Raw genomic sequence first — 11,406 nt, forward strand, 5'->3', positions numbered from 1 at the left:
CCGCGAAGCTGGTTCACGATAACAGCGCGTAGATGTTTTTTGGGCGCTTTAAGCGCGAAATACTGAACGGAGCGGCCGGGCGCGCAGCCCGGCCGTTCAACGCGCCACGCCCAGCAACTGGTCCAGGCGCTCGGGCTGATCGCGCAGCGCCTGGGCCGTGCCCGTGTGCACCACCATGCCGCGGTCCAGCACCACGGCGCTGTCGGAAATCGCCAGGATGGCCTGCGGGTGCTGCTCCACGATGATGGCGCTCAGGCCCTCTTCGCGCGTGATGCGGCGTATGGCGCGCAGCAACTCTTCCACGATGATGGGCGCCAGGCCTTCCAGCGGCTCGTCGAGCAGCAGCAGTTTCGGATTCAGCACCAGCGCCCGGCCCACGGCCAGCATCTGCTGCTCGCCGCCCGACAGCTGCGTGCCCAGATTGGTCTTGCGCTCGGCCAGGCGCGGGAACATGGCGTACACCCCATCGGGGTTCCACTTGCCCGGCCGCGCCACCGCCGTCAGGTTCTCGTGCACCGTCAGCGACTTGAAGATGTTGCGCTCCTGCGGCACCCAGCCTATGCCGGCCGCTGCGCGTTCGTGCGAGGGCAATTGGTGCAGCGCGACTATGGCCGGACCCGCGCCGAAAGAGATGGACCCGCCGTGCTGGCGGGTCGCTCCCGCCAGGGTGTTGATCAGCGTGGTCTTGCCGGTGCCGTTGCGGCCCAGCAGCGCGAGGGTCTGGCCCTCACCCAGCGTGAACGAGACCTCGTGCAGCACCACCGCTTCGCCGTAGCCGGCGCGCAGTTTGTCGACCTTGAGCAGTTCAGCCATGGGCCACCTCCCCATGCTCCTCGCCATGGCCCAGGTAGACCGCCTTGACCTGCGGGTCGGCTGCGATCTGCTCGGGCGTGCCCTCGGTCAGCAGCGTGCCGTTGACCAGCACCGTCATGGTGGTGGCAAAGCTGAACACCAGGTCCATGTCGTGTTCGATCAGCAGCACCGAGACATCGGCGGGCAGCGCGGCCACGGTTTGCAGCAGCTCCTCGCGCTCGCCGGCCGGCACGCCCGCCACGGGTTCGTCCAGCAGCAGCACGCGCGGCTCGCAGGCCAGCGCCACGGCGATCTCCAGCAGGCGGCGCTTGCCGTAGGCCAGCACGCGGGTCGGCTGGTCCATCACCTCCGTCAGGTGAAACTGTTCCAGCAACTGTTCGCAGCGCTCGGCCACGGCCCGGTTGCGGCCCAGCGCCTGCCACCATTTCGCGCCCAGGCCCACCTGCTGCGACACGGTGAGCGCCAGCGTCTGCAGCGGCGTGAGCGAGTCAAACAGCTGGTTGATCTGGAAGGTGCGCACCATGCCGCGCTTGACGCGCTGGTGCGGCGCCAGCCGCGTGATGTCCTCGCCCTCGAGGAAGATGCGGCCCTCGGTGGGTTGCAGCACGCCCGTCAGCAGGTTGACCAGCGTGGTCTTGCCCGCGCCGTTCGGGCCTATCAGCGCATGGCGCGCGCCGCGCCGCAGGTTCAGGCTCACATTGTTGGTGGCGGCGATGCCGCCGAAGCGCATCACCAGGCCTTGCGCGGACAGCACCGCGTCCTGGGCCGGCGCGCTCATGGCCGGCCCCCGCGCCGCGGCAGCCAGGTCCAGGGCCGGACCAGGCGTTCGCGGCCCACCAGCACCAGCACCACCAGGAACAGGCCTATCCAGAAGGTCCAGTACTGCGGCGTGATGGACGAGAGCGCGTCCTGCATCAGCTTGAACACAATCGCCCCGGCCACGCCGCCATACAGCCAGCCCACGCCGCCCACCACCAGGATCAGCAGCACATCGGCCGAGCGGTGGAATTCAAACAAATCCAGCGAGGCAAAGCCGGTGGTCTGCGTCAGCAGCGCGCCGGCCGCGCCCGCCACACCGGCCGCCACCGTGTAAACCACCGCCAGCCGGGACGCGACCGGAATGCCGATCGCCATGGCGCGCAGGCGGTTGTCGCGTATGGCCTTGAGCGTCGCGCCCAGCGGTGAATGCACCAGGCGGCGCATCAGCACAAACAGGACCAGCAGCACGGCCAGCGAGTAATAGGCGCCAGTGCGGCCCGAAAGGTCGAATTCGAAGCGGCCCAGCAGCGGGCCCATGACCACGCCTTGCAGGCCGTCGGCCCCGCCGGTCAACCAGTCCAGCTTGTTGGCCAGCTCCAGCAAAATCAGCGCCACGCCCAGCGTCACCATGAGCCGCGTCAGGTCGCTGCCGCGCAGGATGGTCAGCGAACAGACCGCGCCCAGCAGCGTGGCGGTGGTGACGCCCACGGCCAGACCCAGCAGCGGGTCGGGCATGACCAGCTTGGCGAACAGTGCCGCGGCATAACCGCCTATGCCGAAGAAGGCCGCATGGCCCAGCGAAACGATGCCGGTGTAGCCCAGCACCAGGTCCAGCGACACCGCGAACAGCGCGACGATGGCGATCTCGTTGATCAGGGACGCATGGCTGGGCATCAGCACCGGTGCGGCGAAGGCGATGAGCCAGAGCACCGGCTCCCAGGGTTTCCAGCGGCTGCTTTTGAGCAGCGATATCTGGGTGTTGCTCATGCTATTTGCCTCCCTTGCGCACAAAGAGGCCCTGCGGCCGCCAGATCAGGATCACGATCATCAGGCTGTAGACGATAAAGGCGCCCAGCTTGGGGATGTAGTACTTGCCCGCCACGTCGGCGATGCCCAGCAGCAGCGCGGCCAGCAGCGGCCCGGTGATCGATGAGGTGCCGCCCACGGCCACCACGATCAGGAAATAAATCATGAACTTGAGCGGAAAGCCCGGGTCCAGGCCCAGCACCTCGGCGCCCAGCGCACCGCCCAGGCCGGCCAGGCCCGAGCCCACGGCGAAGGTCGAGAGGAACACGATGTTGACGTTGATGCCCAGGCCGGCGGCCACGCGCTGGTCGTCGACCGAAGCGCGCAGCCGGCTGCCGAAGCGCGTGCGCGCCAGCAGGTATTGCAGGCCCACCGTCAGCGCCGCGCAGACCGCGATGATGAACAGCCGGTAGTGGCCCATGCCCAGCATCCAGGCGCCGCTGCCGATCTCGGTGCGGCCCTTGAGCCATTGCGGCAGCTGCACGATTTGCTGCGTCGAGCCGACAAAATAGTCCACGCTGGCCACCGCCATGAACACCAGGCCTATGGAAAACAGCACCTGGTCCAGGTGCGGCTTGTTGTACAGCGGCCGGTACAGCGTGCGCTCCAGCACGCCGCCCAGCAGCGCCGAGCCGATAAAGGCCAGCGGCAGGCACAGCAAAAAGGGCACGCCGAAATGCTGCATCAGCAGCACGGTGATGTAGCCGCCGGCCATGGCGAAGGCGCCGTGCGCGAGGTTGATGAAATTCATCAAGCCCATGGTCACCGCCAGGCCCACCGCCAGGATGAACAGCAGCATGCCGTAGGCGATACCGTCAAAAAGAAGGGTCAGCATGCTTTGGCCGGAGGATCAGTGTTTGCTTGAAAGAGGTCCATGCCAGGAACGGCGCGGAACCGGCTTTGCCGGGCCGCAGAGGTTGCCCCCAGCAGGGGGGAGGCGACGCGAAGCGGCGCTTCGGGGGGTTACTTATTCTTCCCGGGGTCTTTCACGTCCTTGATCACGTCAAATTCCACGTTGTAAAGCTGGCCGTCCTTCTTCTCGACCTTGCGCAGGTAGACGTCCTGCACGATGTCGCGCGTCTGCGCGTCGATGAAAATCTTGCCGCGCGGGCTTTCAAACAGCTGGCCCTTCATGGCCGCGAGCAGCGCGTCGCCGCCGCCCTGGCCCTTGCTGGTCTTGAGCGCTTCATAAATCACGCGCATGCCGTCATAGCCGCCGACGGCCATGAAGTTGGGGCGCAAGCCCTTGTTGGCCTTGGAAAAAGCCTCCACAAACTTCTTGTTCACGGCTGAAGGGTGGGCCGCCGAGTAGTGGTGCGAAGTCACCACGCCCAGCGCGCCATCGCCCATGTCGTTGAGCTGGTCGTCGTCCGTCACATCGCCGGTGGCGATCAGCCGTATGCCGGCCTTGTCCAGGCCGCGCTCGAGGAACTGCTTCATCACCGCGGCGCCCGCGCCCGAAGGCACAAAGACAAACAGCGCGTCGGGTTTGTTGTCCCGCACCTTTTGCAAAAAGGGCGCGAAGTCGGGGTTGCGCAGCGGCACGCGCAGTGCGTCGGTCACTTCGCCGCCGTTGAAGGTCAGGCGGTCCTTGAAGAATTTTTCGGCGTCTATGCCGGGGCCGTAGTCGGACACCAGCGTGACCACCTTCTTGATGCCGTTCTTGGGCGCCCAGTCGGCCAGCGCGACCGAGACCTGCGGCAAGGTGAAGCTGCTGCGCACGATGTAGGGCGAGGCTTGCGTGATGCTGGAGGTCGCCGCCGCCATCACCACCATGGGCGTCTTGGACTGCGTCGCGATGGGCGCGGTGGCCAGGGCCGAGGGCGTGATACCGAAACCGGCCAGCACATTGACCTTGTCGTTGACCACCAGCTCCTGCGCCAGGCGGCGCGTGGTGTCCGGCAGCGAGGTGTCGTCCTTCACGATCAGCTGTATCTTCTTGCCCGCCACGGTGTCGCCGTTTTGCGCCATGTAAAGCCGCGCGGCCGCCTCGATCTGCCGGCCGGTGGTGGCCTGCTGGCCCGTCATCGGCAGGATCAGGCCTATCTTGAAGGTGTTGTCCTGGGCCAGCACGGGGCCGGCGGCAAGTGTGGCGGCCGCCAGCGCGGCAGCGGTAAGAAAGCTACGTTTTTTCATGTTTGTCTCCTGGTGATTTTTCGGTGCTTGCCGCTGCGTCCCGGCATGCGGCTGCAAAACGCTGCGAGTCTAGTATGAGTGCGGTATCTGCACAAATGTTCTTTATGCGAACACGATTGGCTTTTATTCTGTCGCGGGTCATCCCCTGGTTCGACACCCGCTGATGGACGTTGCGCGATCATCGCGCGCATGGCCCGGTGATCGCACACAAGTTGCCTTGTCAAAGGTCAGGCCGGTAGGAAGAGTCCAGCGTCACCGAGCCGACCACCCGTGAGACACAGGCGCACAGCCGCGTGTTCCCCTGTTTTTCATGCTCGCTCAGAAAAACGTCGCGGTGGTCGATCTCGCCGTCCAGCGCCAGCACGTCCAGCGTGCACAGGCCGCACTCGCCGCGCTTGCAGTCGGACACCGCCTCCACGCCGGCCAGCTCCAGCGCGTCCAGCAGGCTGCAGTCGGCCGGCACGGTGATGTCCAGCGCATGGCGCGGAATTAGCACCCGGAAGGCCTGCGGCGCAAAACGGCCGCTGTTGCCGAAGGTCTCGTAACGCAGGTCGGTCGCCGGCCGGCCCGAGGCTTCCCAGGCGTGGCGTGCCGCGTCCAGCATGGGCACGGGGCCGCAGACATACATCTGCGCGCCGGCCGGCAAGGCCGCGATCTCGGCGGCGAAATCGATGCGCGCGTCGACGGCCGCATGCAGCCGCGGGCCCAGGCAGGCTTGCAGCGCCTGGCCGTAAGCCAGCTCGGCTTCGCTGCGCACGCCGTACAGCATGCGCAGCGGCCGGCCCGATGGCGCGCAGCGACCGGCCAGCGACTGGGCCATGCCCAGCAGCGGCGTGATGCCTATACCGCCGGCCACCAGCAGGTAGGCCGGCGCGTTGAGGTCCAGCGGGAAATGGTTGTGCGGCCCGCTCAGTTGCAGCCGGTCGCCGGCGGCCAGCTGCCACATCGCGCGCGAGCCGCCGCGGCCGTCGTCCAGCCGCTTGACCGCGATGCGCCACGTTTGCCCGTCGGGCTCGCCGACCAGGGAATAGGAGCGCTGCTGCGGCCTGCCGCCCACCAGCAGCTGCACCTGCAGGTGGCTGCCGGGTTCGTGGCGCGGCACGCCCTGCCCGCCCGCGGGGCGTATGCGGAACTCGCGCACGGTGGGCGTGAGGTCTTCAAAGGAATCAATGACCGCGTCGGTCCAGCTGGCGTTGGCTTTCATTCACTTCTTTCTTATGAGACGCACGCCCGGCATCTGGTCCAGGTTGTGGCTGGCCACGGCGGCGCGCAGGTTGCGTTGGGCCAGGCGCGAGTGCTCGCGCATGATGGCTTCGGCGCGCGAGCCTTCACGCTGCTCGATGGCGTCCAGCACCTGGCGGTGCTGGTCCTGCGCCACGATGAGCATGTCGCGCGCGCGCGGCGAGTTGGCCTGCACCACCACAAAGCCCGAGGCCGAGGCAAACGGCAGGCTGGAGACGCGGTCCAGTTCTTTCGCGATCACCTCGCTGCCCGCCATCTCGCTGAGCAGCGCGTGAAAACGCTCGTTGAGCGCCACATAGTCCGAAAACGCCTCGTCGTTCAGGGCCGGCTGGCTCAGCACCGCGTCGATGCGGTTCAGGCATTCGCGCGCTTCGCCCAGCACCACCGTGGGCGCGCCGCGCTCGGCCGCCAGCCGCGCCGACAGGCCTTCAATCGTGCCGCGCAGCTCGATCGCTTCGGACACGTCGCGCTCGGAAAAGGTGCGCACCGCGAAACCGCCATTGGGCAGCGATTCGAGCAGGCCTTCCTGCTCCAGCCGCATCAGCGCGGCGCGTATGGGTGTGCGCGAAACGCCCAGCTTCTCGACGATGGACAGCTCGGCGATGCGCGCGCCGCCGGGCAGCTCGCCCGCCAGGATCATCTCGCGCAGCTGCAGCTGCGCCCTCACCTGCGCGCTTTCCAGGCTGTTGTTGGGGGCGGCAGCTGGGTTGGCGGCGTTGGCCATAGGGAGTGCTTTCACCATGGGGGTCAGGCCGCCAGGCGGATCGGAATCACAGGCGCAGGCGGTGCTTCCTGCGCAATCATGCGGTCTATCAGGCGCCTGGCCCACATGGAGCCGGCATCGATGTTGAGGTTGTAAAACTGGTGGTCCGGGTGTTCCTCAATCGCGACCTGCTGGGCTTCCAGCACATGCTCGTCCTCGCGGAAGATGCCGGCCACGCCCTCGCGCAGCTGGTGTGTCAGGCGCTGCTCGCCCAGGCAGTAGTTGCGCGCGAAGGCCCAGAAGTAGTGGCAGCTGCCGTCGGTCTCGGGCGTCACGGTGTTCAGCACAAAGCCGTTGACGCCCTTGCTGCGGTCGCCCGGCTGTCCGTCTTTGGGCGGCGCGCCCGAGCCGGCCTCGGCCACGCCGACGTCGATGTTCACGGTGCAGGGCGCTTCGAACCGGATGATCTGCCAGCGGTCCACCTTGCCCCTGTAGCCGCGTGCGTGTTCGATCTGCCCGGCCCAGAAGGGCGGCGCGGCTATGTTTTCCATCCAGCGCGTCACGGTGGCGCTGCGGTCGCCGTGCGTGGCCACAAAAGGCGCCTCGGCCACGGCGCGCTGGCCAATGCTGGAGCCGTGCACAAAGGTCTCGTGGGTCAGGTCCATCAGGTTGTCCACTACCAGGCGGTAGTCGCACTTCACGGTGATCAGCTTGCCGTCGCCGGCCCAGTCCGGATCGTCGTTCCAGTGCATGTCGGGCACCAGCGCCGGATCCGCCTTGGCCGGGTCGCCGGGCCAGATCCAGACGAAGCGGTGCTTTTCCACCACCGGAAAAGCGCGCACGCAGGCCGAGGGGTTCAGGGTTTCCTGGCTGGGCATATGGGTGCAGCGGCCCTGGGCGTTGTAGACCAGGCCGTGGTAGCCGCAGGTCACTTCGTCGCCGTCCAGCGAGCCCATGGACAGCGGCAGCAGCCGGTGCCAGCAGGCATCTTCCAGCGCGGCCACCTGGCCGTCGGTGCGGCGGAACATCACGAGTTTTTGCTTGCAGATGGTGCGCGCCAGCAGCTTGCGGCCGACTTCAACGTCATAGGCGGCGGCATACCAGGCGTTGAGCGGAAAAGTGGGTTTTTTGGTATCCATGGATACTCAATGTATACATAAATAGCCAAAAAGCCAAGTAAAAGGTCGGAATTCAGGGTAAATACGAAGTCATTGTATTCAATGAGGCTGTTTCCAGCTGGAATACCATGATGCCTGTATCTGCCAATTCGCCAACCCTGGAGACTTTCCCATGACCGCCAAACTACCCGCCCGTTATGACCATGTCGGCAGCTTTTTGCGCCCGCAATACCTGCTGGAAGCCCGCGAGCAGAAAGCCAAGGGCCAGATCACGCCCGAACAGCTGCGCAAGGTTGAAGACCAGGCCATCACCGAAATCGTGAAGTTCCAGGAAGACGTGGGCCTTAAAAGCATCACCGACGGCGAATTCCGCCGCACCTACTTCCACATCGATTTCCTCGAGCAGATCGGCGGCGTGAAGACCGACATCCCGGTCACCATACAGCGGCCCGACGGCAGCATGGAACTGGCGCCGCCCGTGATGCGCGTGATCGACAAGGTGCGCCACGTGAAGGACATCCAGCTCGCCGACTTCCAGTACCTCAAAAGCCAGGTCAGCGCGGGTAACACGCCCAAGGTCACGATTCCCTCACCCACCATGCTGCACTTTCGCGGCGGCCGTGCCGGCATCAGCAAGGAGGCCTATCCCGAACTTGAACCGGATTTTTATGACGACGTGGCCAAGGCCTATGGCGACGAGTTGCGCAGCCTGGCCGCGGCCGGCTGCACCTACGTACAGATGGACGACACCAACCTGGCTTACCTCTGCGACGAAAAAATGCGCGAAGCGGCGCGCCAGCGCGGCGACGACCCCAACGAGCTGCCGCATCGCTACGCGAAGTTCATCAACAAGGTAGTCGCGCAAAAACCCGCCGGCATGACCCTGGCCATGCACCTGTGCCGCGGCAACTTCAAGAGCACCCACGCCGCGGCCGGCAACTACGAGCCGGTGGCCGAGGCGCTGCTCAAGGAGATGGACCTGGACGCCTATTTCCTCGAGTACGACGACAGCCGCAGCGGCGACTTCCGGCCGCTGCGCTACCTGCCCAAGGGCAAGACCGTGGTGCTGGGCCTGGTCACCACCAAGTTCGGTGAGATGGAAAGCAAGGACGACCTCAAGCGCCGCATCGAGGACGCCGCAAAATACGCGCCGCTGGAGCAGCTCGCGCTGTCACCGCAGTGCGGCTTCAGCAGCACGGTGCACGGCAACAACATCGCCGTCGAGGCGCAGCGCAACAAGCTTCGCTTGGTCGTGGAGACCGCACGCGAAGTCTGGGGTACGGCCTAAGCCGTATCCTCCAGCCGCACTAAGCCCTAGGCGCCCGCCGCTGCGGGCGCGGCCGCGCGCTGGCCGCCCCAGCGCTGCCAGGCTTTCTCATGGAAGAAAAAAGCAAAAGCCTGCACGCTCGGCTCCAGCAGGCTTAGCGTGATCGCCAGCAGAAAGCTGCCGGTTACCGCATAGGCGACCAGCGCCGCCACAGTCACGTGCACCACGTAATAGCTGGCAGTCTTTTTCAGGGTGGGCAGGTTGGCCCGCACAAGTTCAGTCATCAGCCTCTCCTTTGAAATAGCTAAAAACGATTGATTCGTTACCAATGGTAGAGATTGGCTAATTTTCTGGCCAATTGATTGGGCCTAAACAACCCATAGCGCCTGGGCCCGCAAACGGCCCACGCGCCGGCTATTTACAGATTGCAACATTTTGCGGGCCGCTTCACCGCCTGACCCAGTCGACATCAAAAAAGTGTGAAAAAACAAACAGATACGCGCTAAAGCTGCGTCCGAAACAGGGAAACTGTTGGACAGAATGAACCCAAAAGACTACAACCGGTTTACAACATTTTGTTGCAATCTGGCTTAAGGGTTTGCGCTTGTCCCGTCCTCATGTTTTGCTGCGCCAGGCTTGGGCCTGGTTTGTATGGGCTGCCTGCGCCGCCGGGGCTGCGCCTGCGCTGGCCCAGCTGCGGCCGGACGCCGGCACCCTGCTGGAGTCGCCCGGCTCCCTGCCCCAGCTGCCGCCGCGCGGCGAGCCGCCGCTGGAATTGCGGCCACCCCAGGCCACGCCGCCCGCCCCCGGTGCGGCGCGCATCACGCCGGCGGCTTTCAGCTTCACCGGCAACACGGTGTTCTCCAGCGAGCTGCTGGCCGCCCTGCTCGCGTCCCGCCTGAACCAGCCCACCGACATGGCCGGCCTGAGCGAAGCGGCCAACAGCGTCAGCGCCTACTACCGGCAAAAGGGCTACCTGCTCACGCAAGCCTATTTGCCCGAGCAGGCCTTCGCCGCCCAGGGCGGCAGCGTCACCATCGCCATCCTCGAAGCGCGCGTGGGCCGCGTCACCGTGCGCGTGGACGGCTCCGGCATTTCGCAGGCTTTCGCCGAAAGCCTGGTGGCCGGCCAGCTCAAGACGGGCGACGCCGTCACCGAATACGCGCTCGACAAACCCGTGCTGCTGCTGCGCGACCTGGCCGGCTTTGAGGCCGCCGCGACCGTCCAGCCCGGCGAGCGCCTGGGCCAGGCCGATGTGCTGGTCACCGTCCAGGCCAAGGGCCCGCGCATGGACGGCTCGGTCAGCATCGACAACCACGGCGCACGCACCGCCGGCGCCGTGCGCGCCGTGCTCAACGCCAATATCAACAACCTGCTGGGCCGCGGCGACGTGGTGGCATTGAGCGCCCAGCACAGCGATCAGGCCGGCTCCGCCCTGTATCGCCTCGGCTACACCGTGCCGGTGGGCAACTCCGGCACGCGGCTGGGCCTGAGTCTGGCGCGGCTCGATTACGCGCTGGGCAAACAGTTCGAGGCGTTGGGTGCCAGCGGCAGCGCCGACATCGCGGGCATCAGCCTGTCGCAGCCCCTGCTGCGCGGGCGCGGCGCAAATGTATACGGCTTCGTCAGCGCGGAACAAAAAAAGCTGGTCGATGAAACCCGCACGCCCGCGTTGAAAAGCGAACGCGACATCACCGCGCTCAGGCTGGGCTTGGCGGGCAATTTCGTCGACGAAGCGATGGGCGGCAGCGGCCTGAACAACTATGCCCTCAACCTCACGTTCGGCCGCCTCACGCTCAATGCGGCCGACCAGGCCCTGGACGACGGCCTGGGCGGCCTGCGCACGGCGGGCGGCTTCAGCAAGCTGAACCTGGAGTTCCAGCGCTCGCAGTTTTTCGATGCGCCCTACAGCGTTCACCTCGCGGCCCAGGCGCAGCTCGCCTCGAAGAACCTCAGCTCGGCCGAAAAAATGGTGCTGGGCGGGCCCAATGGCGTGCGCGGCTACCCGGTGGGCGAAGGCGTGGGCGACACGGGCTTCCTGCTCAACCTGGAGTCGCGCTACCAGTTCCCGCAAGCGCCGTGGGGCGAGCCCCTGACCTTGCTCGCCTTTTACGACTTCGGGCGCGTGCACTTCAACCGCAACGGCGCCACCGTGCCCGGCAACACCAACACCTTGAGCCTGGGCTCCTTTGGCGTGGGCGCCACGCTGGGCCGGCCCGGCAAGTTCCTCATCAAAAGCTACCTGGCCTGGCGCACCACGCCCGCGCAACCCTCCACCGGCGACCCGGACCGCGCACCGCGCGCCTGGCTGTCGGCCCAGACCTGGTTTTAGTACACCCCTT

The 11,406-nt window shown here is 66.1% G+C and carries 11 protein-coding genes; 2 read left to right on the forward strand and 9 right to left on the reverse strand.

Translation table 11 applies throughout. The features are described from left to right. Nucleotides 1-96 precede the first annotated feature (96 nt). From AC1DUN_RS11610 to AC1DUN_RS11645, 8 genes are all read right to left on the reverse strand, one after another. On the reverse strand, nt 97-813 hold the full coding sequence (locus tag AC1DUN_RS11610; RefSeq protein ID WP_477714072.1) for an ABC transporter ATP-binding protein: 717 nt from the start codon (nt 811-813) through the stop codon (nt 97-99). Then, on the reverse strand, nt 806-1,591 hold the full coding sequence (locus AC1DUN_RS11615) for an ABC transporter ATP-binding protein (protein WP_477714073.1): 786 nt from the start codon (nt 1,589-1,591) through the stop codon (nt 806-808). Before AC1DUN_RS11615 ends, AC1DUN_RS11610 begins: the two co-directional genes overlap by 8 nt. Beyond that, a complete protein-coding gene (locus tag AC1DUN_RS11620; RefSeq protein ID WP_477714074.1) occupies nt 1,588-2,559 on the reverse strand; it encodes a branched-chain amino acid ABC transporter permease in 972 nt (323 codons plus the stop codon). Before AC1DUN_RS11620 ends, AC1DUN_RS11615 begins: the two co-directional genes overlap by 4 nt. A 1-nt stretch (nt 2,560) precedes the next feature. Then, the gene (locus tag AC1DUN_RS11625) at nt 2,561-3,433 is read right to left on the reverse strand and encodes a branched-chain amino acid ABC transporter permease (protein WP_074580221.1); all 873 of its coding nucleotides are present in this window, start codon (nt 3,431-3,433) and stop codon (nt 2,561-2,563) included. 128 nt (nt 3,434-3,561) lie between these two features. After that, on the reverse strand, nt 3,562-4,734 hold the full coding sequence (locus tag AC1DUN_RS11630; RefSeq protein WP_477714075.1) for an ABC transporter substrate-binding protein: 1,173 nt from the start codon (nt 4,732-4,734) through the stop codon (nt 3,562-3,564). A gap of 220 nt (nt 4,735-4,954) precedes the next feature. Continuing rightward, nucleotides 4,955-5,938, reverse strand: coding sequence for a PDR/VanB family oxidoreductase (locus AC1DUN_RS11635; protein ID WP_477714076.1), 984 nt, complete (start codon nt 5,936-5,938; stop codon nt 4,955-4,957). Then, nucleotides 5,939-6,700, reverse strand: a complete 762-nt coding sequence (locus tag AC1DUN_RS11640) for a GntR family transcriptional regulator (RefSeq protein ID WP_477714098.1) — start codon at nt 6,698-6,700, stop codon at nt 5,939-5,941. 23 nt (nt 6,701-6,723) lie between these two features. After that, nucleotides 6,724-7,818 (reverse strand): aromatic ring-hydroxylating dioxygenase subunit alpha, encoded by a 1,095-nt coding sequence (locus tag AC1DUN_RS11645; RefSeq protein ID WP_477714077.1) that lies wholly within the window; start codon nt 7,816-7,818, stop codon nt 6,724-6,726. Nucleotides 7,819-7,969: 151 nt separating this feature from the next. Between AC1DUN_RS11645 and AC1DUN_RS11650 the strand changes: the two genes are divergently transcribed. Next, entirely contained in the window at nt 7,970-9,085 is a 1,116-nt protein-coding gene (locus tag AC1DUN_RS11650; RefSeq protein ID WP_074580226.1) for a 5-methyltetrahydropteroyltriglutamate--homocysteine S-methyltransferase, read from the forward strand. A 26-nt stretch (nt 9,086-9,111) separates the two neighbouring features. On the opposite strand, the gene AC1DUN_RS11655 is transcribed toward AC1DUN_RS11650, so the two are convergent. Then, nucleotides 9,112-9,348: a DUF2061 domain-containing protein gene (locus AC1DUN_RS11655; protein ID WP_477714078.1), complete on the reverse strand. Its 237-nt coding sequence runs from the start codon at nt 9,346-9,348 to the stop codon at nt 9,112-9,114. Between the two features lie 320 nt (nt 9,349-9,668). Between AC1DUN_RS11655 and AC1DUN_RS11660 the strand changes: the two genes are divergently transcribed. Continuing rightward, complete coding sequence (locus AC1DUN_RS11660; protein ID WP_477714079.1) at nt 9,669-11,396, forward strand: ShlB/FhaC/HecB family hemolysin secretion/activation protein; 1,728 nt, start codon at nt 9,669-9,671, stop codon at nt 11,394-11,396. The last annotated feature ends 10 nt before the right edge of the window (nt 11,397-11,406 follow it).

The organism is Polaromonas sp. P4_F6, from assembly GCF_056401275.1.

Bases quoted from the DNA above. Each gene is read 5' to 3' on its own strand.
- AC1DUN_RS11610 (WP_477714072.1), bottom strand. From the start codon at position 813: ATGGCTGAACTGCTCAAGGTCGACAAACTGCGCGCCGGCTACGGCGAA.
- AC1DUN_RS11615 (WP_477714073.1), bottom strand. From the start codon at position 1,591: ATGAGCGCGCCGGCCCAGGACGCGGTGCTGTCCGCGCAAGGCCTGGTG.
- AC1DUN_RS11620 (WP_477714074.1), bottom strand. From the start codon at position 2,559: ATGAGCAACACCCAGATATCGCTGCTCAAAAGCAGCCGCTGGAAACCC.
- AC1DUN_RS11625 (WP_074580221.1), bottom strand. From the start codon at position 3,433: ATGCTGACCCTTCTTTTTGACGGTATCGCCTACGGCATGCTGCTGTTC.
- AC1DUN_RS11630 (WP_477714075.1), bottom strand. From the start codon at position 4,734: ATGAAAAAACGTAGCTTTCTTACCGCTGCCGCGCTGGCGGCCGCCACA.
- AC1DUN_RS11635 (WP_477714076.1), bottom strand. From the start codon at position 5,938: ATGAAAGCCAACGCCAGCTGGACCGACGCGGTCATTGATTCCTTTGAA.
- AC1DUN_RS11640 (WP_477714098.1), bottom strand. From the start codon at position 6,700: ATGGCCAACGCCGCCAACCCAGCTGCCGCCCCCAACAACAGCCTGGAA.
- AC1DUN_RS11645 (WP_477714077.1), bottom strand. From the start codon at position 7,818: ATGGATACCAAAAAACCCACTTTTCCGCTCAACGCCTGGTATGCCGCC.
- AC1DUN_RS11650 (WP_074580226.1), top strand. From the start codon at position 7,970: ATGACCGCCAAACTACCCGCCCGTTATGACCATGTCGGCAGCTTTTTG.
- AC1DUN_RS11655 (WP_477714078.1), bottom strand. From the start codon at position 9,348: ATGACTGAACTTGTGCGGGCCAACCTGCCCACCCTGAAAAAGACTGCC.